The sequence below is a fragment of the Rhodococcus sp. ACT016 genome (genome assembly GCF_050477185.1).
Classification (GTDB): domain Bacteria; phylum Actinomycetota; class Actinomycetes; order Mycobacteriales; family Mycobacteriaceae; genus Prescottella.
Genome location: NZ_JBEAET010000001.1, coordinates 4,801,626 through 4,822,523, shown reverse-complemented (window position 1 = coordinate 4,822,523; position 20,898 = coordinate 4,801,626). Strand labels below are relative to the sequence as shown.

Sequence of the window (20,898 nt, the reverse complement as noted above, 5' to 3'; positions counted from 1 at the left end):
CCTCGGAGAGGGGCCGGCGGGCCGTGACGACCACGGGCGCGCTGCAGTTCCGCCGACGGTGACGACCACAGCCCGGCAGTCAGCGGGCGCGACCACATCAGGAGGCCGGTCATGGCGTTCTACCGACAGCTCGGCAACATTCCGCCGAAGCGTCACACCCAGCACCGGGACGAAGATGGCCAGCTCTACTTCGAGGAGCTGATGGGCGAGGAGGGCTTCTCCTCCGACTCGTCGCTGCTGTACCACCGCCACATCCCGTCGGCCATCGTCGACGCAACCGTGTGGGAGCTGCGCGACCAGACCACCACCCCGAACCACCCGCTCAAGCCGCGGCACCTCAAGCTCCACGACCTCTTCCCAGAGGAGTCGTGGGCCGAGACCGACGTCGTCACCGGCCGCCGACTGATCCTCGGCAACGCCGACGTGCGCATCTCGTACGTGGTGTCCGCCAAGGAGTCGCCGCTGTACCGCAACTCGCTCGGTGACGAGATGGTCTACGTCGAGTCGGGCGAGGCGATCGTCGAGACCGTCTTCGGTGCGCTGCACGCACGTCAGGGCGACTACGTCCTGATCCCGATGTCGACCACCCACCGTTGGGTGCCGCAGGGATCGGAGCCGTTGCGCGCGTACGCAATCGAGGCGAACAGCCACATCGTTCCGCCCAAGCGCTACCTGTCGAAGTTCGGCCAGTTCCTCGAGCACGCGCCGTTCTGCGAGCGGGACCTGCACGGCCCCGCCGAGCCGCTGGTCGCCGAGGGCACCGACGTCGAGGTCCTGGTCAAGCACCGTGCCGGTGGCGCGATCGTCGGCACCCGCATGGTGTACCCGAACCACCCGTTCGACGTCGTCGGCTGGGACGGCTGCCTGTACCCGTACACCTTCAACATCTCCGACTACGAGCCCATCACGGGCCGCGTGCACCAGCCGCCGCCGGCGCACCAGGCGTTCGAGGGCAACAACTTCGTCATCTGCAACTTCGTGCCCCGCAAGGTCGATTACCACCCGCTGTCGATCCCGGTGCCGTACTACCACTCGAACGTGGACTCCGACGAGATCATGTTCTACTGCGGTGGCGACTACGAGGCCCGCAAGGGTTCGGGCATCGGCCAGGGCTCGATCTCGATCCACCCCGGCGGCCACGCCCACGGCCCGCAGCCGGGCGCGTACGAGCGCAGCATCGGCGTCGAGTTCTTCGACGAGCTGGCCGTCATGGTCGACACCTTCCGCCCGCTCGAGCTCGGTGAGGGCGCGCTGGCGTGCGAGGACCAGGCGTACGCGTGGTCCTGGTCCGGACGGGGGCCGAACAAGTGACCATCTCTCCGCTGCTGACGGGTCTGTGCGACGACGCGGCGCTGTTCCCTCCGGGGAACGCGCCGATGGACGCCGCCGTGCCCGCGCACCTCGCGCACGAGCGCAGCGACCACGCCGCGCTGGTGGGGCCGTTCGTGTTCCCGGCGCCGCGCCTGGGTGAGCTGCCCGCGATCCTCGGCGAGAAGGCTGCCGATCAGGACGGTGTGCTCGAGCTGAGCCTGACCGTCCCCGGCGGTACCGACGCCGTTCCGGCGGCGCTCGAGCAGCTGCGTGCGATCGACGGCGTCAAGCTGGTCGCGATGGAGATCGCCGTTGCCGAGGGCCAGAGCCCGGACGCGCTGTTCGCCGCGCTGGACGAGATCGCGTCGGCTGCACCGGGAGTCGACATCTTCGTCGAGGTCCCGCGCGACGACCGTCGTCCCGAGATCCTGGCCCGACTCGCCGGAACCGCCTACGCGGCGAAGTTCCGGACCGGCGGCGTCTTCGCCGCCGCGTACCCGGACGAGGCCGAACTGGCCGCCGCGATCCACACCGTCGTCGGTGGGGGTGTGCGGTTCAAGGCGACCGCCGGGCTGCACCACGCGGTGCGGAACACGGACCCCGACACGGGATTCGAACAGCACGGCTTCCTCAACGTCATGCTCGCGGCTCACCGGGCCGCGGGCGGCGCGAGCGTCGACGAGATCGCGTCGACGCTGGCGGACCGCGACGGAGAGAATCTGGCAGCCCGACTGAACGGGTTGTCGGCCGAAGAGGTGGACGCGCTGCGCGCGAACTTCCTATCCTTCGGCACCTGCAGCATCACCGATCCGCTGACCGAACTGGTCGGCCTCGGACTGGTGCCCCAAGCATCCACCGGGCCCTCCGCGCCTACGGGTTCGGTGGATTTCAACTCGATCGACGAAGGATCCCGCGCATGACCGTCATCTCGATTCCTGCCGATTCCCTGTTCGGTATCGACAACCTGCCCTACGGTGTGTTCTCGACCGCCGATGCGGGCCCGCGGGTCGGCGTGCGCGTCGGCGACAGCGTCGTCGATCTCGCCAAGGCACTGGGCGATGACGTCTTCGCCCAGCCGACGCTCAATGCGTTCATGGCCCAGGGCTGCGACCGTTGGGTGGCGGTGCGCGCACAGATCACCGAACTGGTGTCCGGCGAGATCGCCGACGACGCGGTCTTCGCCGTCGACGACGTCACGATGCACCTGCCCATCGCGGTCGCGGACTACGTCGACTTCTACGCGTCGGAGAACCACGCGACCAACCTCGGCCGTCTGTTCCGCCCGGATTCGGCTGCGCTGATGCCGAACTGGAAGCACCTGCCAGTCGGCTACCACGGCCGGTCGAGCACCGTCGTCGTCTCGGGCACCGACATCGTCCGCCCGTGCGGCCAGCGCAAGGCCCCGGCCGACGCGGCGCCGTCGTTCGGTCCGTCGGTCCGCCTCGACATCGAGGCCGAGATGGGCTTCATCGTCGGCGTCGGTTCGCCGATGGGTTCCTCGATCACCCCGGACCAGTTCGCGGAGCACTGCTTCGGCGCCGTGATCCTCAACGACTGGTCGGCACGCGACATCCAGGCCTGGGAGTACGTCCCGCTGGGCCCGAACCTCGGCAAGAGCTTCGCGACGTCCATCTCCGCATGGGTCGTTCCGCTGCTGGCGCTCGAGGCCGCCCGCGTCGACACCCCCGTGCAGGATCCGACCCCGCTCCCGTACCTGCAGGGTGAGGAGAAGTGGGGCCTGGACATCGATCTCGAGGTCGAGTGGAACGGCGACGTCGTGTCCCGTCCGCCCTACGCCCAGATGTACTGGTCGCCCGCGCAGATGCTGGCGCACACCACCGTCAACGGTGCGGCCGCGAGCACGGGTGACCTCTTCGGCTCCGGCACCATCTCGGGTCCCGAGAAGGCTCAACGAGGCGCCTTCATCGAATTGACCTGGGGTGGTGCCGAACCGGTCACGGTTGCCGGCGAGGAGCGCACCTTCATCCTGGACGGCGACGAGATCTCGATCTCCGCCACCGCGCCCGGCGCGAACGGCTGCCGCATCGGCTTCGGCGAGGTCCGTGCCCGCATCCTGCCCGCCACCGGTGATGCGCGATGAGCAAGGTTTTCGCATCCGCAGCGGAGGCCGTCGCGGACATCGTCGACGGGTCGTCGCTGACGGTCGGTGGTTTCGGTCTGTGCGGTATTCCGACCGAGTTGATCGGCGCGTTGGCCGAGCGGGGTGTGTCGGGGCTCGAGGTGTTCTCCAACAACTGCGGTGTCGACGAGTGGGGTCTGGGGATCCTGCTGTCGGCCGGGCAGATCCGACGTGTCACCGCGTCGTACGTGGGTGAGAACAAGGAGTTCGCGCGCCAGTACCTCTCCGGTGAGCTCGAGGTGGAGTTGACGCCGCAGGGCACGCTCGCGGAGCGGATGCGGGCGGGTGGGGCCGGGATCCCGGCGTTCTACACGCCGGCCGGTGTCGGCACCCCGGTGTCCGAGGGTGGTCTGCCGTGGCGCTACAACCCGGACGGGTCGGTCGCGGTCGCGTCGCCGCCGAAGGAGACCCGCGAGTTCGGCGGCAAGACGTTCGTGCTCGAGGAGTCGATCGTCGCGGACTTCGCGCTCGTTCACGCCGAGATCGGTGACACCGAGGGCAATCTCGTGTTCAACAAGACCGCGATGAACTTCAACCCGCTGGCCGCGATGGCCGGGCGGGTGACGATCGCGCAGGTCGAGAAGCTGGTGGAGCCGGGCGAGATCGATCCGGGGCAGGTGCATCTGCCGGGTGTGTTCGTCCAGCGTGTGGTGCACACGGGTGTTCAGGACAAGCGAATCGAGAAGCGGACGGTGTCGGCATGAGCTGGTCACGTGAGCAGATGGCCGCGCGGGCGGCGGCCGAGATGATCGACGGCGAGTACGTCAACCTGGGGATCGGGCTGCCGACCTTGATCCCGAACTACCTGTCGGAGGGCGTCAAGGTGGTGCTGCACTCCGAGAACGGCATCCTGGGCACCGGCCCCTACCCGACGGACGATGCGGTCGATCCCGACCTCATCAACGCCGGTAAGGAGACGGTGACGGTGAACCCGGGTGCGGCGTTCTTCGATTCGGCGTTGTCGTTCGGCATGATTCGCGGTGGGCACATCGACACCGCGGTTCTCGGTGGCATGCAGGTCTCGCGAGGCGGGGATCTCGCGAACTGGATGGTGCCGGGCAAGATGGTCAAGGGTATGGGCGGGGCGATGGATCTGGTGCACGGTGCCCGCCGGGTGATCGTGGTGATGGAACACACCGATCGTGATGGCGGCGCGAAGATCGTCGAGCAGTGCTCGCTGCCGTTGACCGGTAAGGCGGTGGTGCAGCGCATCATCACCAACCTGGGCGTCATCGATGTCACCGACGGTGGACTGGTGCTGCGTGAACTCGCGCCCGACGTCACCGTCGAGGAGATCACGGCCGCGACCGGTGCCGAACTGGTCGTCGACCTGTCCGACGAGGCCGCCTAACCTTCCGAACCCCCGTCCGGTCCGGACCCCCCCTTCGGGCCGGACGGGTCTCCATTTTCCGGCGGCGCGATCGCCTCGGCGATGAACGCTGCGGCTCGCTCGAATTCGAGTTCCATGTCGAACACCGTGTCCTGACGCCAGTACCGGATCGTCGTCACGTACACGGCGGTCACCATCTGCGACAGGAAACGCAGCGGGTAGTCCACGCGCACCTCGCCGCGGGCCACGCCGGCCTCGAGTACCCGTCCGAACGCGACGATGAATCGCTCGGTGCGGGCGGCGCTGATCGCGGGTGTCGCGAGGTCGCGGTCGAGTTCCCGGGTTGTCGCCCTGAAGTACTTCTCGAGAGTGACCGCGGCGTCCACGACGTCGTCGAAGAGGGCCTGGATCCGCTCTGCGGTGGTGAGCTCCCGCGCCAGCAGGTCGTCGATGATCGCGGGCAGCTTGTCCATGTGGACCCGGTGCAGCGCAGCGAGGACGGCGTCCTTGTTGTCGAAGTAGTTGAAGAACGTGCCACGCGAGACGTGTGCAGCCGCGACGATGTCGTCGATGGTCGTCTGATCGAATCCTCGTTCCGAGAACAGCGTGCGCCCGGCGTCGAGCAATCGCTCGCGTGTCCGGCGCTTGCGTTCCTCGCGCCGACTGATGATCTCCCGCTCGTCCGTCATGGCCGCCCCCGCGTTTCACACCTCTACATTCCGACCGAACCAGTCCCGACAGAAACAAAACCTACCCGTCGGAAGGTTCGATTGAGGCAAAAGCTCACGAATTGGACATCACCGGCGTGGCGCGACACTCTCGGCCGCGTACCGCGCCGCCTTCCCGAAACCGTCCGCGAGGTCGTACTGCGGATCCTGGCGCCAGTAGCGGATGGTCGAGACGTAGACGGCTGCGACCATCTGAGCGAGGAACCGCGGCGGGTAGTCCGTGCGGACCTCGCCGCGTTCGATCCCCGGCCCCAGGATCCGGAGGAGCTCGTCGTTGAAACGTTCGGTGCGCTCGACGCTGATCTCGGGCGACGACAGGTCCCGCTCGAGTTCGCCCGTCACCGCGCGCAGGTATCCGGGAGGCTCCTCCGTCGCCCGCACGAAGTCGTCGAAGAGCCCGATGATCCGGTCCGCTGTGGTCAGGTCCTGCGCGAGCAGGTCGTCGATCACGCGCGCCATCGAATCCATATGGCGGAGGTGCAGAGCCGAGAGCAACTCGTCCTTGCTGGGGAAATAGTTGAAGAAGGTGGCGCGGGACACCCCGGCCCGGTCCGCGATGTCCTCGACGGTCGTGCCCACGACACCCCGCGCCGCGAACAACTCGCTGGCAGCGTCGAGTAACCGTCCGCGCGTCTGCTGCTTGTTCCGTTCGCGGCGGCCGACTGTCGTGGGCTTGCTCATGCTCTCCAGATCTCTCCCGACCCGCGCGGCGTGCCAACTGTTGCCGGCCTGCCGGAATCGCCCCCTCGGGCGCGACGGCGTACCGCGTCGCGCCCAGGAAATTGTAGTGGTAGACCGGACGCCCACCGAGTAGGGAGAGGGCGATGTCGATCACCTGTTGGAATTGTCATCTGCGCGGGAATCCTGACTGGTCGGGTCGGTCGGGCGGTGCGAGATCCGGGGCCGTCCGGCGGCGATGTCGAAAAAGAAATCTCGAACCTGTTCCAAAAATCTAGACTAGCGTCTATCTTTAGCCTCCAAGTCTAAAAATCGGAAGGATCCGGTGAGTTCTTCCGTGCTGGAGAGGGATTCGGCACGGACGCCGGAACTCGACCTCGAGAGGAGGCGGTAGTGGGCGGATCGATCGGGCCACTCGTGGCGGCCGACGAGTACTTCAACCACCAGATCGTGGAGACCTTCGCGACGGTGTCGCAGACCGACTACTCGTGGACCGAGAAGGTCTGTCTGATGGCGGCGGCCAAGGACGGGTCGCTGCAGATCGGGTTCGGCTTCGGCAAGTACATCAACCGCAACGTCATCGACGCGTACGCCGGTGTGGCGCGCGGTACCGAGCAGTGGACCGTGCGGGCCGGTCGCGAACTGTCGTCCGACCCGGACTCCGTGGACGTCGGCCCCATTCGTTACGAGATCATCGAACCGCTGAGGCTGATTCGGGCGGTGCTCGATCCCAACGACGTCCAACCCGTCGCGTTCGACCTCGTACTCCAGGGGACCGTGCCGTGTGTCGCGGAGGAGCGGGAGGACCGCCGGAACATCACCGGTTACCGCCGCAACGCGGACCAGATCCGGTACCACCAGACCGGTGTCGTCGCGAGCGGCTGGATCGAGGTCGAGGGCAAGCGGATCGAGGTCGGTCCGGAAGACTGGATCATGACCCGCGACCACTCGTGGGGCGTGCGCCCCGGGGTCGGTGACGACATCCAGGACATCGCACCCGATCCCACCGAGCGCCACACGCCGCGCATCTTCGCGGTGTGGAACCCGCTGTATTTCGAGCACCCCGACGGCTCCGACTACGCCTTCCATCAGTACCTGCTGCGTTACGAGGGGCCCGGCTACCTGCACAAGCTGGCCCAGGGCGGCTTCGAGTACGCGGACCGGCCGCGCGAGCTGATCACCGACATCGAGCCGAAGGTCACCTTCGATCCGCGCAACAGGCGGTTCCTCGGCGGGACGTTCGACCTCACCATGGCCGACGGCCGAGTACGGGTCCTCGAGGCGGAGCCGGTGTCCGACACCGGATTCCACCTGGGCGCCGGGCACTACCTGCGGCCGAACGGAGACCGAGGGGGGTCGTGGAAGGGCGAGCTCCACATCGACGGCAGCTACTACGCCGACACCTCCACGCCCGAGAGTGTGGAGAAGCTCAACCAGTTCCGGGACTGCGTGATCCGTGTCCGCGACGTCGAGACCGGTGCGACCGGCTGGGGCAATCTGCAGACCTGGGTCGGCGGCGTGTGGCCCGAGCTGGGTCTGCCCGACGACGCGACGTCCTGACGGCGAGATCGGAGGCGGTTCGATGACGGTGCGGTACGAGCGGAACGGCCGTGTCCTCGTGGTTCGGATCGAACGCGAGGAACGCCGTAACGCGATCGATCGAGAGACGGCCGAGGGCCTGGAGGAGGCGTTCGACCTCCTCGACGACGACGACGAGTTGTGGGTCGGTGTGGTGACGGGAACCGAGCGAGTGTTCTCCGCCGGCACGGACATTCGCGAACGCGCCGACCTGCGCATGCCCCGTGGTGGGGAGTACGGGATCATCCGGCGCAAGCGGGTCAAGCCGCTGATCGCCGCGGTGGAGGGGTATGCGCTCGGCGGCGGGTTCGAGATCGCGCTGGCGTGCGATCTCGTGGTGGCAGCGCGGACGGCCGAATTCGGCCTGCCCGAAGCGCGCCGAGGTCTGGTCGCCAGTTCGGGTGCGCTCTTCCGGGCCCCGCGCGCACTGCCGATCAACGTGGCTCGCGAGCTGTTGATCACCGGTCGCACGCTGTCGGCCGAGCGGGCATTCGCGCTCGGTGTGGTCAACGAGGTCACCGAGTCGGGGAGGGCGCTCGACGGGGCCGTGAAGATGGCGCTCGAGGTGTGCGAGGCATCGCCGGTGTCGGTCCGCGAGAGTCTGCGCGCTCTCGATGCCCTCACCGCGGGTGACGATGCACGCGGGTGGGAGGCCACCGCCGATGCGTTACGGGTGGTGCTCGGCTCGGACGATTTCCGGACGGGCATAGAAGCTTTCGCGCAACGACGCGAACCGGTCTGGCATGGCCGCTAGGTCGTCCACGGCCGCCGGGACTGTAGGAACTTCGGAGAGGAGCAGGGAAGTTGGCGCAACGCAGAGGCAGGGCGATCGCGATGAGCCGCGAGGAGGTTGACGAGTTCCTCGCGGCCGAGCGCACGTGTCGTGTCGCGACGACGGCCGGCGACGGACGCCCGCACGTGGCCCCGCTGTGGTTCGTCTGGGACGGCGAATGCCTGTGGCTCAACTCGATCGTGAAGAGCAAGCGCTGGTCCGATCTGCGGAGGGATCCGCGGATCGCCGTCGTGATCGACGCCGGTGAGCAGTTCCACGAGCTCCGTGGCGTCGAGATCAGCGGTGCCGTCGAGGTCGTAGGCGAGGTGCCGCGCACCTCGACACCCGACGAGCTGGTGGCCGAGGCGGAGCTGCTGTTCGCGCGCAAGTACATGGGCGGTGACCACTTCATCGCCGACGGCGGCCACGCCTGGCTGCGGATCAAGGCCGACGAGGTGGTCAGCTGGGACTTCAGGAAGAACGCTGCACTGCAGCAGTGGTCGCGCTAGAGGGCTCTGCCGCAAGCGAATACGGACGAGGCGAGGCCGGGTCACGGTGGTGACCCGGCCAGTCGCCGTTGCTGCGCGAAGCCTCGATTCGTGGACTAGAACCCGACTCCAATCTCTTCGCCGATTCCGTTGACATCGGCCGTCCGTGGCTGCTGTACTTCTCTCGGATCCGGAGTGTGACCGCGGATCGAGAGTGTCTGCCCGACAGGAGATCCCGATTCGGTCTCCTGTTCCGATTCGACTTTCTCCACGGCCCGACGCAGTCCGCCGTGAGATCGCCGTGGAGCGGCACTCGGACTCACTTCGTCGAAAGAACTGGAGGTACTGGCATGACCGCCGAGAGCGTGATGCCGGATGGTGTGGAAGCGAACATCACCACAACGGAGACCGACCTGGAGGACCTGCGGGAGCGGTTGACGGGATGGCTCGGCGACCGCCTGGGTGCCGATTCGGCGCCGCGCGTCTACAACCTCACCCGCCCCGGACACTCCGGAATGTCCAGCGTCTCCGTACTCTTCGATCTCGACTGGACCGCGGAGGGCGTCCCGAACACCGTTCAGCTGGTGGCACGCCTCGCCCCCGAGGCCACTGCGTTCCCGGTGTTCCCGGGATACGACCTCCAGCGTCAGTTCGACGTCATGAGCGCGGTCCGCGAGCACAGTGAGGTGCCGGTTCCGCACGTCTGGTGGGTCGAGAACTCGGCGGGGCCGCTGGGTAACCCCTTCCTCGTGATGGAGCGGGTCAGCGGTGCCGTCCCGGTGGACAACCCGCCGTACGTCTTCGGCGGCTGGCTGTACGAACTCGACTCGTCGGGGCGGGAAGCCGTGCAGGAGAACAGCGTCCGAGTGCTCGCACAGGTGCACGCGATCGAGGATCCGGCCGCGAAGGTGCCGTCGTTGGCGGCGCCGTCCGGTGGGTCGAACCTGCGCCGCCACTTCGAGAACGAGCGCGCGTACTACGAATGGACGCGGCGAGACGACGGCCTGCGCATCCCGGTGCTCGAGCGCGCATTCGACTGGCTCGAGGCGCACTGGCCCGCCGAGCCGTCACCCGACGTGCTGTCCTGGGGCGATTCGCGGATCGGCAACATCATGTACGACGGGACGTCGCCGGCCGCGGTGCTCGACTGGGAGTCGGCGGTGCTCGCTCCTCGTGAGCTCGACCTGGGCTGGTTCCTGTTCTTCCACCGCCAGTTCCAGGACCTGGCCGAGCAGTTCTCGATGCCAGGCCTGCCCGAGATGTTCACCCGGTCCGACGTGGTCGCGCAGTACGAGGCGGCGGCCGGAGTCGAGGTACGCGATCTCGACTTCTACCTCGTGTACGCCGCACTGCGGCACGGAATCGTCATGTCGCAGATCGAGCGCAGGCGAATCCACTTCGGGGAGGTCGAGACTCCCCGGAACCCCGACGAGTACGTGATGCATCATCGCATGCTCGCGCAGCTGATCGACGGAACCTACGAATGGGAGAAGTGAAGTAATGAAGCCGGTTCTGCTCGACGAGTATCCGGTCCACCAGTCGCCGCTGTCGATGGCGCGGGTGGCCTCCACTGACCGGAACTTCTACGACCGCAACTATTTCAACGCGCACGACCGCACCGGCGACGTGTACCTGATCTCCGGTTCCGGCGTCTACCCGAACCTGGGTGTCACCGACGCCTTCGTCACGGTGCGCCACGGCGACACGCAGGTCGCGGTTCGGTTCTCGGATGCGCTGGAAGAGCGCTCGATGGAGAGCAAGGTCGGCGGGTATCGCCTCGAGGTCATCGAGCCGCTGCAGAAGATCCGGCTGATCTGCGAACACGAGGAACTCTCGTGCGACATCACGTGGGACGGGTCGTTCCCCGCGGTGCTCGAGGAAGCGCACATCCTGATGTCCGGACCGCGGCCGATCCTCGACGCGTCGCGCTTTGCGCAGGTCGGAAGCTGGTCGGGCACCCTGTCGGTGCACGGGCAGGACTTCGCCGTGGATCCGCAGACGTGGATGGGCACCCGCGACCGCTCCTGGGGCATCCGTCCGGTCGGTGAGCCGGATCCGCAGGGACGGATGACCTACGAGGCTCGGGGCGGCCACTACTGGGTCTACGTTCCGCTGCGGTTCGACGACTTCGCGCTCATGGTGATCGTCCAGGAGTCCGAGGACGGACACCGGACCCTGAGCCACGCCACCCGCGTCTTCGCCGACGGCCGCGTCGAGCAGCTCGGGTGGCCGCGGGTCGAGATCGTCTACCGCAGTGGCACGCGTCATCCGGAGAGCGCACGAATTCACCTGACCACGCCGTCGGGCGAGCCTCTCGTGGTGGACATCGAGAACCTCGGCTTCATCTCGCTCAGTCACGGCGCCGGCTACGGCGGCGACCCCGACTGGACGCACGGTGAATGGCGCGGCGAGAACTGGTCGTCGTCCTCGAGGTTCGACACCACGAGCGCGGAGTTCCTCGGCAGGCTGCCCTACAGCACCATCGACCACGTCGCCAAGGCAACCATCGACGGCCAGGTGGGCTGGGGCATGTTCGAGCACGCCGTCATGGGCCGTCACGATCCCTCGGGGTTCGTCGGCTGGGTCGACATGGCGCCGTAGGAGTTTTCGAAGGGGCGGGGCGGTGATGTGATCACCGCCCCGCCCCTGTTTCGTGCGCCCGGTCAGCGCCGGATGCTGATCACACGGGTCTCGAGGAAGTCCTCGACACCCGCGTTGCCGCCTTCGCGGCCGAATCCGCTGGACTTGACGCCACCGAAGGGGAGCTCGACCTCGAGGGCGTTGTGCTGGTTGATCCACACCTGGCCGGCGTCGATCCGGTCGGCGACCTGCTCGGCCTTGTCGACGCTGCCCCAGACGGAGGCGCCGAGACCGAAGTCCTGCTCGTCGAGCGTGGCGAGCACGTCGTCGACGTCGGTGTACGCGACGACGGGGAAGACGGGACCGAACTGCTCGAGCGAGACGATCTCCGCGGTGTCGTCCACGTCGCGGACCAGGGTCGGCTCGAGGAAGTAGCCCGGCAGGTCGGTTCCGCGTCCGCCGCCCTTGACGATGGTGGCGCCGCCGGTTACGGCTTTGTCGAGCAGGCCCTGCACGAAGTCGAGCTGCGCCTTGTTGTGCAGCGGGCCCACCTTGGTTCCGGGGGCCAGCCCATACCCGACCGGCAGGGTCTCCATGGCGGCCGCGAAGACCTCGCAGAAGCGGTCCACCTTGTCGGCCGGGACGTAGGCGCGCTTGGGGGCGATGCACATCTGCCCGGAGTTGAAGAAGGCGCTCTTGGCGAGGAAGGTTGCGACGTAGTCGATGTCGGCGTCGTCGAGGACGATCGCCGGGTCGTTGCCGCCCAACTCCAGCGTCACGGGCGTGACGGTGTCGGCGGCCTGGCGCATGATCTGCTTGCCGACACCGGTGGACCCGGTGAACGAGACCTTCCTGATCTTGCGGTGCTCGACGAGCGCCTTCCCGACGTCGGGACCGCCGTAGACGATGTCGATGACGCCGTCCGGGAGGATCGTCTTCAGGATCTCCACAACCTTGCCGACCACCAGCGACACCGATTCGGCGGGCTTGACGATGACCGTGTTACCCGCTGCGAGCGCGGGCGCGATCTTCGCGACCATCAGGAAGATCGGGAAGTTCCACGGCACGATCGCCGCCACGGCGCCGAGCGGCCGGTGCTCGATTCGCGCCACCCGGCCGGCCGCCTCGGGGCCGTCGGTGGCGTCGTCCCAGCTCACGCGGGCGTTGTGGGCGAAGCACTTTGCCGAGATCCACACCTCACCGCCCGCATCCTCTGCGGTCTTGCCCTGTTCCATGCTGAGCAGCGGCACGATCTCGGGAGTCTTGCGCATCAGTTCGTACGAACACGCCGCCAGCAGGCCCTGGCGGTAGGCGCGGTCGGTTCGCCAGGTGGCGAACGCGTCGTGGGCGCGCTCGATGCGGGCATCGAGTTCGGCGAGAGTGGTGACGGGGGTGCGCCCCACCTCGGCGAGCGTGGCGGGGTCGACCGAGATCAATTCGGTTGTGTCGGGCATGTTCTGGTTCACCTCGTTACTGGGCCGTGGCGGCGGCGTCGGCCATCGCGGCCATGGCGGGAGCGATGTAGGAGCGGAACACGAGCGCGCCGAATCCGCCGTCGACCGGGACGTCGGCACCGCTGATCCACGTCGACTCGGACGACGCGAGGAACAGCAGCGCGTCGGCGATCTCCTCGGGGTGGGCGTGCCGTCCGGCCCACGTCGCGGCGCCGCCGATCATCTCCTCGCCCATAGTGGCCGTGAAGTCCTTCAGGAGCGGTGTTCCGACGGTGCCCGGGGAGACGGAGTTCGAGCGCAGCCCGATGTGCTTGCCGTCGACAGCGAGGTTGCCGGAGTTGATGATTGCCGCTTCCTTGGACAGGTTGTAGCAAACGGCTTCGATGTCGGGGAAGTCCGCGAGCGAGTCCAGCGCGGCATCCCAGTCGTCGATCGCGAGGAAGGCGTTCAGCCGCGCGAAGTTCTGCTGCCACCTGAATCCGGCCTGCGACGCGGTGGTCACCACGACCGGTTCGGGACCGAACTTGGGCATGAGCGCCCGCGTGAGGTCGCGCGGGGCAAGTGCGTTGATGGACAGCACCGTTCGCCACGGCAACGTCGCGGCGACCCCGGCGTTGTTGATCAGGACGTCGATCGGGCCGTCGATCCGGTCCGCGATCGCACGCACCCCGTCGTGCGACGAGAGGTCCCCGACGATCATCTGCGCGATCGCGGGATCGGAACTCGGCGCTCGGTCGACACCGACGACGGTGGCGCCCTGGGCGGCGAGCTTGGTGACGGCAGCGGCGCCGATGCCGGAGGAACATCCGGTGACGACAACCTTCTTGCCGGAGAAGTCGGGCATGCGATGACTCCTTGCGGATTGGGGGCGCGTGCCGGCGCCGGGCGACCGTGCACGCCGAGCAGTGATCCTCAATTCTTAGACTCAAGTCTAAGAATTGGTGTGTGAACTGTAACACTCCCGCGCTCCGGCGGAAAGAGATTTCTTCAGCGGGACAGTCGATCTCGCCACTATTGACGCGTGTCAATTTTCTGCCTACCTTGTGAAGTACCTCACTGAACTTGTTGTGGGCGGCTTCGGAGCAGCGCCCACCCCGTAATTCACATCGAACGGAGCATGATGGCGAAACCCGTGACGTGCATCATCGGAGCCGGGATCAGCGGTCTGACCGCCGGCAAGATGCTCACCGACTACGACATCCCCTACGAGTGCTTCGAGAGTTCCGACCGGATCGGCGGCAACTGGGCGTTCGGGAATCCGAACGGACATTCGAGCGCCTACCGCTCGCTGCACATCGACACGTCGAAGACCCGGCTGTCCTTCAAGGACTTCCCGATTCCGCAGGAACTCCCGGACTTCCCGCACCACACCGACATCAAGCGGTATCTCGACGACTACGCCGAGGCGTTCGGGCTGCTCGACCGGATCAGTTTCCGGAACGGCGTCGAGCATGCGGAGCGACTGCCCGGTGGCGGGTGGGAGATCCTGACCCAGGATGGCGAGACCCGTCGTTTCGACTTCCTCGTCGTCGGGAACGGACACCACTGGGACCCGCGGCTCCCGGACTTTCCGGGCGAGTTCACCGGGGAGTCGATCCACTCCCACGCGTACATCGATCCCGAGACGCCGCTGCATCTGCGGGACAAGCGAATCCTCATCGTCGGCCTCGGCAACAGCGCCGCGGACATCGCGGTGGAACTGTCGCACCGGACGCTGCGGAACAAGGTCACGCTGTCGACTCGCTCGGGCGCCTGGGTGGTGCCCAAGTACGCGTTCGGCGTCCCGGCCGACACCCTGATCCAGACGATCCCGCAGATCCCGCTGTCGTGGCAGCGTCGGATGGGCCGACGGGGCCCGATCTTCCTGTCGGGTCGCCCGGAGAAGTTCGGGTTGCCCAAGCCCGACCACCACTTCGGCGAGGCGCATCCCACGCAGTCGCAGGAGCTGTACATCCGCCTGGGTTCGGGCGACCTGAACGCGCGGCCGAACATCGAGCGACTCGACGGCGAGACGGTGCACTTCGTCGATGGCACCAGCCAGGACTTCGACGTCATCATCTATGCGACCGGCTACAACATCACGTTCCCGTTCTTCGACGAGGACTTCCTGAGCGCGCCCGGCAACAACTTCCCGCTGTACAAGCGCATGTTCAAGCCCGGATTCGACGATCTGGCATTCGTCGGCTTCGCCCAGTCGGCGCCGACGTTGTTCCCGTTCGTCGAGTGCCAGTCCCGCACGCTCGCCGCGTACCTGGCCGGCACCTACCGGCCGCCGTCGGCCGACGAGATGAACCGCATCATCAAGGAGGACGAGGGGCGTTTCGTGGGGCACTTCAACAACCGCCCCCGGCACACCCAGCAGGTGGACTACTACATCTACGAACACGAGATGCGGACCAAGGAGTTGCCCGCCGGGCTCGCCCGGGTGCGCAGGGACGGTCCGGTTCGATTCGCGGGCGTCCCGGCATGATGAGGACCCGTACGCCGTAGCCGATCCGAAAGCCGATACATGAGCAGTCGCCGCCCCGAGCCCACCGTCGAAGGTCGCACCCGGAGGGCGAACAAGGGGGAGGAGCGCCGGGCGGCGATCCTCGAAGCAGTCGAAAGACTGCTCGAGGATCGCAGCCTCGACGAGATCAGCATCAGTGACATCTCTCGGGCCGCAGGGGTCACGCGGTCGGCGTTCTACTTCTACTTCGACAACAAGGCCAAGGCCGTCGCGGCGCTGTCCCGGACCGTCTACCGCGAGATGCAAGAGGGCGCCCGTGACTACCTCGAGCGGGTAGGCAGTCCGAGGGAGATGATCGAGCGCCTGATCTCGGAGGTGATCGCGACCTGGGAGCGTCACCCCAACCTGTACCGGGCCCTGCGTGACGCACGGGAATCCGATCCTGCGGTGCGCGAGATGTGGGATTACGACCGGTTCAGCTACGTCGACCCGGTGGCGTCGGTGATCGATGCCGAACGAGCGTCCGGGCGTGCGATCGACGGACCGGACAGCCGGGCGCTCGCCGTGGTTCTACTCGACATGAACGATCGCGCCGTCGAGAGTCTGTCGCGAGGCGGGGCGGGGGCACTGACCCCCGCTGCGGCCCGCGAGGCTCTTGTTGCGGTGTGGCTCAACACAATCTATGGGAGCAAACAGTGACACGTACCGATGTGGACTTCCCCGTCCAGGGGACCACCTGCTCGGCCTGGCACTACCGGGGCGAGGGTGACGCCTTCCGAACCGCGGCCGGACGGCCGTGCGTCGTGATGGCCCACGGATTCGGCGGAACCGTCGACTCCGGGCTCGAAGGGTTCGCCGAGGGACTGGCGGCCGCCGGCCTCGACGTCCTCGCGTTCGACTACCGCGGCTTCGGTCGCAGCGGTGGTCAAGTGCGGCAGACAATTTCGATCAGCGGCCAGCTCGAGGACTACGCCTCCGCCATCGCGGTGGCCCGTGAACTCGACGGCGTCGACCCCGACCGCGTCGTCGCCTGGGGCGTGTCGCTGTCGGGCGGCCACGTGTTCAGCCTCGGGGCGAGCGATCCGCGCCTGGCCGCGTTGATCTCGCTGACGCCGGCGGCGGATGCCCGCGCCGCGTCGATGGCGTCGATGCGTCAGTACCACCCCGGACACCTCGCGAAGAGCTCGTTCGCGGCGGTCCGCGACAAGATGTCGGCGGCCCGCGGGGGCGTCGGCGTCACGATTCCGCTCACCGCACGTCCGGGTGAGGTGGCGGCGCTCGCGCTGCCCGGGATCTACGAGGACTACCTGTCCATCGCCGGCCCGAGCTGGCGGAACGAGGTCACCGCGCGGTCCTTCCTGGAGATCGGCTCGTACCGACCGGTGACGGTCGCGGACAAGGTGACCGCACCGCTGCTGGTGCAGATCGGCGACCTCGACCGCAGCGCGCCCCCGCACGCGGCGGCCAAGGCGGCGGAACGCGGGCGGGCCGAGGTGCGCCACTACCCGTGCGACCACTTCGACGTCTACCCCGGCAAGCCGTGGTTCGACCGGGCACTCGAGCATCAGATCGCTTTCCTGCGCAGGCATCTCGGTGCCGCCGCCGTCACGTCGATCGAGGAGGACGCAGATGCGCGCGTTGCAGCTAGTTGATTACGGTCGAATCGCCGTCGTCGACACCGAGATTCCCGAGATCGGTCCCGGCGAGGTACTGATCGAGGTGGCCGGGTCCGGACTGTGCCACTCGGACATCCACATGCGGCACTCGCCGATGACGATGATCCCCCCGCCCATGACGCTCGGGCACGAAACCGCCGGGCGGATCGCCGCTCTCGGTGACGGGGTCGAGTCCTTCGCGGTCGGTGACTCCGTCCTCGTCTTCCTGGTGTGGAGTTGCGGGACGTGCCGGGCCTGCGTTCAGGGGCGCGAGAACTCCTGCGAGCGGTCGATGGGCCGACAGGGTATGCCCCTGTGCCCGGGGCTCGCGGCGAACGGTGGCATGGCCGAGTACATGAAGGTCGACGCGCGGTTCGTCGAGCCGCTCGGCGATCTCGACCCGGTCACCGCCGGTCCCTTGGCCGATGCCGGTCTGACCACCTATCACGCGATCGAGGGTGCCCGCGACCGGCTCGGGCCGGGTACGACGGCGGTGGTGATCGGAATCGGCGGCCTCGGACACACCGCGGTCCAGATCCTGGCGGCGACGTCGGCGACCCGCATCATCGCGGTGGACTCGGCGGCGGAGAAGCTCGAGCTGGCCACCACGCTGGGCGCCGACCACGCCTTCGCCAGCGACCCGTCGTGCGTCGAGAAGATCCTCGAACTGACCGACGGGATCGGCGTCGACGCGGTCTTCGACTGCGTCGGTGTGCAGGCGACCGTCGACATCGCCACCCAGGTCATCGGACGCGACGGCGCCCTGCGCGTGCTCGGCCTGGGCGGCGGCAAGTTCGACTGGACGGGCTTCGCGCTGCCGTGGGGCGCGACCGTGCGCACCAGCTACGCCGGCACCCGCGCGGACCAGCGTGCGGTGATCGACCTCGCGCGGCGCGGGCTCGTGACGATCGAGGCCGAGACGTTCCCGCTCGAGGACGCCGTCGCGGCCTTCGACGCCCTGGAGGCCGGGAAGATCAAGGGCCGGGCGATCCTCGTTCCCGGCGCGAGCTAGGCGACCGAATGTCACATGCGTTCAGTCTGATTGGACGCATGTGACATTCGGCCCGTACACGGGGCTGCAGGGGACGACGAGGGAACCCAATCCAGCAAGTACGTGGAGATGTCAATGGCAGTTGTCCGTTCGGATCGCGCCCTCGCTACCGCGGTCGGCGATGAACTCCCGTCGTCGATGATCGCGCGGACGACCCTGATACTCGACGAGTTTCGCAACTACGCCTCGCCACTGACCGCAGCGGAACTGGCGTACCGAACGCAGCTGCCTCGCTCGACGGTCCATCGCATACTCAGCCAGTTGGCCGGCATGAACTGGGTCGAGCACTCAGCGGTCGGTTACCGTCTGGGTAGCCGAGCCCTGAGCTTGGGCGGCATCGTCCATCGCGAGATCCGCTTCGCGGCTGCGCCCGTGCTTCATGATCTGAAGATCCAGACCGGCATGGTCGTGCATCTCGTGGTGCTCGACGGGACGGACACCGTCTACCTCGACAAGGTGGGCGGCCGATTCGCGAGGACACTGCCGTCGCGCGTCGGCGGTCGCTGTCCGGCGCACGCGACTGCGGGCGGCAAGTCGATACTGGCTGGGCTCGACCCGAAGCACGTAGATCGGCTGTACGAAAAGGGCCTGAGCTGCTGCACCGATCGTACGATCACGGATATCTCGACACTGCATCAGGAGCTCGATCGCATCCGGCGATCTCGTGGTCTCGCGTTCGAACGGGGCGAGTCGGTGCACGGTGTCGCATGCGTGGGCGTCGCAGTTCGCGGTCACGATGGGCCGATCGCCGCCATCTCGCTGTGCGGAGACACCCGCATTGCGCAGCTCGAATGCGTCGCGCCAGTCGTCGTCGCTGCAGCACAAGAGATTTCGCGGAAGGTGCATCCCTATCTGGCCGGTTCGAACCCCTGATGCCGCGGTACCGCGAATGCGAACGGGAGTTCACGACACGCATTCGCCGGCGTGCCGTGAACTCCCGTTCGGGGGTCGTCAGTACAGACGGCCCTCGTGGAGCTTGCGGTCGAACTCCGGCATCGGATCGCCGTCGCGCAGACGCTGCGCGATCGCCGGATCCGCCATGTGGAGACGCCCGATCGCGACCAGGTCGAACTCGCCCTCGTCCATGCGGCGCATCAGGTCCGGGAGGTTGTTCGACATCTGCGGCAACCCGACGATGACCTGCTCGTTGAGCGCGCTGTCGAGGCCGACGCTGCCGACGGCCATGACGGTGGCGCCGGTGACCTTCTTGGCCCAGCCGGCCAGCGACAGGTCGCTGCCCTCGAACGCGGGCGCGTAGAAGCGGCGGATGCTCGCGTCGAGGATGTCGACTCCGGCATCCACCAGCGCGTTCAGGATCACCCCGAGTTCCTCGGGCGTCTGCGCGATCTTCGACGCGAAGTCCTGCTGCTTGTGCTGCGAGAACCGGAAGATGATCGGGTAGTCGTCGCCGATCTCGCGGCGGATCGCCTTGACCACTTCGGCGGGGAATCGCGTGCGCCGCTGCAGGTCTCCGCCCCACTCGTCGTCGCGCTGGTTGGACGCCTCCCACAGGAACGCGTCGAGGAGGTAGCCGTGCCCGCCGTGTAGTGCGATGCCGTCGAATCCGACGTCGATCGCGTTGCGGGCCGCGGCCGCGTAGGCCGCGATCACGTCCGCGATGTCCTGCGCGGTCATCGCGGCGGTGACGGGCCGCATCTGCTCGACGTACTCGTCGGAGTACATCGTGTTGCCGACGCTGCCCCAGTGACCCGACGGGCGCATCGGCGTGACGTCACCGACCGGTCCCATCGCGCCGAACAGCGGGCCGACGTGCCAGAGCTGCGGGACGATCTTGCCGCCCGCCGCGTGGACTGCGTCTACCACCTTGCGCCAACCCGCCAGGGCCGCTTCGCCGTACATCACCGGGACGGTGTCCGCGTCGACCGCCGACGGGTGCTCGATCGCGGTGCCCTCGGTGACGATCAGGCCGGTCCCGCCCTCCGCGCGACGTCGGTAGTACGCGACGACCTCGTCGGTGGGGACACCGCCGGGCGAGCCGTGGCGCGTCATGGGCGACATCGCGATCCGGTTCCTCAGCTCGAGGGACCGGATCGTCAGCGGCTCGAAGAGCGCGGACATGTCCGTGGCCGCGGCGGTCACAGAGCTCCCATGTAGTCGAAGAAGTTGGGGGTGTGGGTCTCACGCAGGCGGGTGAGCTTGCGGTAGCTGATGAGCCACTTGCCCTCCACCTTCCGGTACTCCTCGTGGTAGTGGCCGTAGCCGTGGAGGTGCTCCTCGACGTCGCCGTTGGTCCACCACAGTTCGTCCTCCATGGCCCAGATGCCGGCGGCCGTGGTGTCGGAGGTGAGGGTGATCTCCGGGGTGTGGGCGTGATGCGCCGTGGTCACGTGCGTCGAGGATCCGAGCATGCCGCGGATCGAGTTGGTGAGATGCTCGCGCCCGGAGGCACGGTTGGACTGTCCCTCCGACGTCGGCTGCTTGTCGCCGGGCAGCCCGCCCCACGTCTCGGTGACGACGTCCTCGGTGTGCAGGGGCCCGTACTGGTCCCACTGCTTGGTGTCCATGACGCGCAGGCGCGCGGAGAACACCTTCTTGATCTCCTCGATCGCGAGCAGTTGCTCTGTCGGGCTCAGAGTCAATGCACCGGTGGGCTCACCCATGGCTGGACCTCTCTGTCGAATCGGTTCGGGCACTCGATCAAGCGAATGATCGAGTGATGTCGG

Annotated in this window: 21 protein-coding genes; 15 read left to right on the top strand and 6 right to left on the bottom strand. The window is 67.5% G+C overall.

Features of this window, described 5'->3' with window-relative positions:
• Positions 1 to 111 precede the first annotated feature (111 nt).
• From ACQ5DX_RS22080 to ACQ5DX_RS22060, 5 genes are read left to right on the top strand one after another with little or no spacing between them, the layout of a single operon-like run.
• A complete protein-coding gene (locus ACQ5DX_RS22080; protein ID WP_430334613.1) occupies positions 112 to 1,311 on the top strand; it encodes a homogentisate 1,2-dioxygenase in 1,200 nt (399 codons plus the stop codon).
• Complete coding sequence (locus ACQ5DX_RS22075) at positions 1,308 to 2,231, top strand: hypothetical protein (RefSeq protein ID WP_430334612.1); 924 nt, start codon at positions 1,308 to 1,310, stop codon at positions 2,229 to 2,231. Before ACQ5DX_RS22080 ends, ACQ5DX_RS22075 begins: the two co-directional genes overlap by 4 nt.
• A complete protein-coding gene (fahA, locus tag ACQ5DX_RS22070; RefSeq protein WP_430334611.1) occupies positions 2,228 to 3,412 on the top strand; it encodes a fumarylacetoacetase in 1,185 nt (394 codons plus the stop codon). Before ACQ5DX_RS22075 ends, fahA begins: the two co-directional genes overlap by 4 nt.
• Positions 3,409 to 4,155 carry a CoA transferase subunit A gene (locus ACQ5DX_RS22065; protein ID WP_430334610.1) on the top strand — a complete coding sequence of 249 codons (747 nt, stop codon included), beginning with the start codon at positions 3,409 to 3,411 and terminating at the stop codon, positions 4,153 to 4,155. The genes fahA and ACQ5DX_RS22065 overlap by 4 nt, the downstream gene beginning before the upstream one ends.
• Positions 4,152 to 4,802, top strand: coding sequence for a CoA transferase subunit B (locus tag ACQ5DX_RS22060; RefSeq protein WP_430334609.1), 651 nt, complete (start codon positions 4,152 to 4,154; stop codon positions 4,800 to 4,802). Before ACQ5DX_RS22065 ends, ACQ5DX_RS22060 begins: the two co-directional genes overlap by 4 nt.
• On the opposite strand, the gene ACQ5DX_RS22055 is transcribed toward ACQ5DX_RS22060, so the two are convergent.
• Together ACQ5DX_RS22055 and ACQ5DX_RS22050 are read right to left on the bottom strand one after the other, a co-directional pair.
• Positions 4,799 to 5,470, bottom strand: coding sequence for a TetR/AcrR family transcriptional regulator (locus ACQ5DX_RS22055; RefSeq protein WP_430334608.1), 672 nt, complete (start codon positions 5,468 to 5,470; stop codon positions 4,799 to 4,801). The two genes, ACQ5DX_RS22060 and ACQ5DX_RS22055, sit on opposite strands and share 4 nt — an antisense overlap.
• Before the next feature lie 108 nt (positions 5,471 to 5,578).
• The gene (locus ACQ5DX_RS22050; protein WP_430334607.1) at positions 5,579 to 6,190 is read right to left on the bottom strand and encodes a TetR/AcrR family transcriptional regulator; all 612 of its coding nucleotides are present in this window, start codon (positions 6,188 to 6,190) and stop codon (positions 5,579 to 5,581) included.
• A gap of 390 nt (positions 6,191 to 6,580) precedes the next feature.
• Between ACQ5DX_RS22050 and ACQ5DX_RS22045 the strand changes: the two genes are divergently transcribed.
• From ACQ5DX_RS22045 to ACQ5DX_RS22025, 5 genes are all read left to right on the top strand, one after another.
• On the top strand, positions 6,581 to 7,747 hold the full coding sequence (locus ACQ5DX_RS22045; protein WP_430334606.1) for a hypothetical protein: 1,167 nt from the start codon (positions 6,581 to 6,583) through the stop codon (positions 7,745 to 7,747).
• 22 nt (positions 7,748 to 7,769) lie between these two features.
• Positions 7,770 to 8,519: an enoyl-CoA hydratase-related protein gene (locus ACQ5DX_RS22040; protein WP_430334605.1), complete on the top strand. Its 750-nt coding sequence runs from the start codon at positions 7,770 to 7,772 to the stop codon at positions 8,517 to 8,519.
• Positions 8,520 to 8,599: 80 nt separating this feature from the next.
• Entirely contained in the window at positions 8,600 to 9,046 is a 447-nt protein-coding gene (locus tag ACQ5DX_RS22035) for a pyridoxamine 5'-phosphate oxidase family protein (RefSeq protein ID WP_430335773.1), read from the top strand.
• Positions 9,047 to 9,375: 329 nt separating this feature from the next.
• Positions 9,376 to 10,521 carry a phosphotransferase family protein gene (locus ACQ5DX_RS22030; protein ID WP_430334604.1) on the top strand — a complete coding sequence of 382 codons (1,146 nt, stop codon included), beginning with the start codon at positions 9,376 to 9,378 and terminating at the stop codon, positions 10,519 to 10,521.
• 4 nt (positions 10,522 to 10,525) lie between these two features.
• Positions 10,526 to 11,626, top strand: coding sequence for a DUF7064 domain-containing protein (locus tag ACQ5DX_RS22025; RefSeq protein WP_430334603.1), 1,101 nt, complete (start codon positions 10,526 to 10,528; stop codon positions 11,624 to 11,626).
• A 62-nt stretch (positions 11,627 to 11,688) separates the two neighbouring features.
• On the opposite strand, the gene ACQ5DX_RS22020 is transcribed toward ACQ5DX_RS22025, so the two are convergent.
• Both ACQ5DX_RS22020 and ACQ5DX_RS22015 read right to left on the bottom strand, forming a co-directional pair.
• Positions 11,689 to 13,059, bottom strand: coding sequence for an aldehyde dehydrogenase family protein (locus tag ACQ5DX_RS22020; RefSeq protein ID WP_430334602.1), 1,371 nt, complete (start codon positions 13,057 to 13,059; stop codon positions 11,689 to 11,691).
• A 16-nt stretch (positions 13,060 to 13,075) separates the two neighbouring features.
• On the bottom strand, positions 13,076 to 13,903 hold the full coding sequence (locus ACQ5DX_RS22015; RefSeq protein WP_430334601.1) for an SDR family oxidoreductase: 828 nt from the start codon (positions 13,901 to 13,903) through the stop codon (positions 13,076 to 13,078).
• A gap of 276 nt (positions 13,904 to 14,179) precedes the next feature.
• Between ACQ5DX_RS22015 and ACQ5DX_RS22010 the strand changes: the two genes are divergently transcribed.
• The 5 genes from ACQ5DX_RS22010 to ACQ5DX_RS21990 all read left to right on the top strand — a co-directional run bounded on the left by ACQ5DX_RS22010 (position 14,180) and on the right by ACQ5DX_RS21990 (position 19,087).
• Entirely contained in the window at positions 14,180 to 15,529 is a 1,350-nt protein-coding gene (locus tag ACQ5DX_RS22010; protein ID WP_430335772.1) for a flavin-containing monooxygenase, read from the top strand.
• A 39-nt stretch (positions 15,530 to 15,568) separates the two neighbouring features.
• The gene (locus ACQ5DX_RS22005) at positions 15,569 to 16,207 is read left to right on the top strand and encodes a TetR/AcrR family transcriptional regulator (protein WP_430334600.1); all 639 of its coding nucleotides are present in this window, start codon (positions 15,569 to 15,571) and stop codon (positions 16,205 to 16,207) included.
• An 11-nt stretch (positions 16,208 to 16,218) separates the two neighbouring features.
• A complete protein-coding gene (locus ACQ5DX_RS22000; RefSeq protein WP_430335771.1) occupies positions 16,219 to 17,160 on the top strand; it encodes an alpha/beta hydrolase in 942 nt (313 codons plus the stop codon).
• Positions 17,138 to 18,175 (top strand): NAD(P)-dependent alcohol dehydrogenase, encoded by a 1,038-nt coding sequence (locus tag ACQ5DX_RS21995; RefSeq protein ID WP_430334599.1) that lies wholly within the window; start codon positions 17,138 to 17,140, stop codon positions 18,173 to 18,175. Before ACQ5DX_RS22000 ends, ACQ5DX_RS21995 begins: the two co-directional genes overlap by 23 nt.
• Before the next feature lie 114 nt (positions 18,176 to 18,289).
• Entirely contained in the window at positions 18,290 to 19,087 is a 798-nt protein-coding gene (locus tag ACQ5DX_RS21990; protein ID WP_430334598.1) for an IclR family transcriptional regulator, read from the top strand.
• Positions 19,088 to 19,165: 78 nt separating this feature from the next.
• Here ACQ5DX_RS21990 and ACQ5DX_RS21985 read toward each other — a convergent pair whose 3' ends face one another.
• Positions 19,166 to 20,293, bottom strand: coding sequence for a 12-oxophytodienoate reductase (locus tag ACQ5DX_RS21985; protein ID WP_430335770.1), 1,128 nt, complete (start codon positions 20,291 to 20,293; stop codon positions 19,166 to 19,168).
• Between the two features lie 17 nt (positions 20,294 to 20,310).
• Positions 20,311 to 20,835: a nuclear transport factor 2 family protein gene (locus ACQ5DX_RS21980; protein ID WP_430334597.1), complete on the bottom strand. Its 525-nt coding sequence runs from the start codon at positions 20,833 to 20,835 to the stop codon at positions 20,311 to 20,313.
• Positions 20,836 to 20,898 lie beyond the last annotated feature (63 nt).

Excerpts from the sequence above, each read along its gene's own strand:
- ACQ5DX_RS21985 (WP_430335770.1), bottom strand. The coding sequence starts at position 20,293 with ATGTCCGCGCTCTTCGAGCCGCTGACGATCCGGTCCCTCGAGCTGAGG.
- fahA (WP_430334611.1), top strand. The coding sequence starts at position 2,228 with ATGACCGTCATCTCGATTCCTGCCGATTCCCTGTTCGGTATCGACAAC.
- ACQ5DX_RS22035 (WP_430335773.1), top strand. The coding sequence starts at position 8,600 with ATGAGCCGCGAGGAGGTTGACGAGTTCCTCGCGGCCGAGCGCACGTGT.
- ACQ5DX_RS22030 (WP_430334604.1), top strand. The coding sequence starts at position 9,376 with ATGACCGCCGAGAGCGTGATGCCGGATGGTGTGGAAGCGAACATCACC.
- ACQ5DX_RS22060 (WP_430334609.1), top strand. The coding sequence starts at position 4,152 with ATGAGCTGGTCACGTGAGCAGATGGCCGCGCGGGCGGCGGCCGAGATG.
- ACQ5DX_RS22010 (WP_430335772.1), top strand. The coding sequence starts at position 14,180 with ATGGCGAAACCCGTGACGTGCATCATCGGAGCCGGGATCAGCGGTCTG.
- ACQ5DX_RS22040 (WP_430334605.1), top strand. The coding sequence starts at position 7,770 with ATGACGGTGCGGTACGAGCGGAACGGCCGTGTCCTCGTGGTTCGGATC.
- ACQ5DX_RS21980 (WP_430334597.1), bottom strand. The coding sequence starts at position 20,835 with ATGGGTGAGCCCACCGGTGCATTGACTCTGAGCCCGACAGAGCAACTG.
- ACQ5DX_RS22055 (WP_430334608.1), bottom strand. The coding sequence starts at position 5,470 with ATGACGGACGAGCGGGAGATCATCAGTCGGCGCGAGGAACGCAAGCGC.
- ACQ5DX_RS22020 (WP_430334602.1), bottom strand. The coding sequence starts at position 13,059 with ATGCCCGACACAACCGAATTGATCTCGGTCGACCCCGCCACGCTCGCC.
- ACQ5DX_RS22005 (WP_430334600.1), top strand. The coding sequence starts at position 15,569 with ATGAGCAGTCGCCGCCCCGAGCCCACCGTCGAAGGTCGCACCCGGAGG.
- ACQ5DX_RS22065 (WP_430334610.1), top strand. The coding sequence starts at position 3,409 with ATGAGCAAGGTTTTCGCATCCGCAGCGGAGGCCGTCGCGGACATCGTC.
- ACQ5DX_RS22015 (WP_430334601.1), bottom strand. The coding sequence starts at position 13,903 with ATGCCCGACTTCTCCGGCAAGAAGGTTGTCGTCACCGGATGTTCCTCC.
- ACQ5DX_RS21995 (WP_430334599.1), top strand. The coding sequence starts at position 17,138 with ATGCGCGCGTTGCAGCTAGTTGATTACGGTCGAATCGCCGTCGTCGAC.
- ACQ5DX_RS22080 (WP_430334613.1), top strand. The coding sequence starts at position 112 with ATGGCGTTCTACCGACAGCTCGGCAACATTCCGCCGAAGCGTCACACC.
- ACQ5DX_RS22025 (WP_430334603.1), top strand. The coding sequence starts at position 10,526 with ATGAAGCCGGTTCTGCTCGACGAGTATCCGGTCCACCAGTCGCCGCTG.
- ACQ5DX_RS21990 (WP_430334598.1), top strand. The coding sequence starts at position 18,290 with ATGGCAGTTGTCCGTTCGGATCGCGCCCTCGCTACCGCGGTCGGCGAT.
- ACQ5DX_RS22050 (WP_430334607.1), bottom strand. The coding sequence starts at position 6,190 with ATGAGCAAGCCCACGACAGTCGGCCGCCGCGAACGGAACAAGCAGCAG.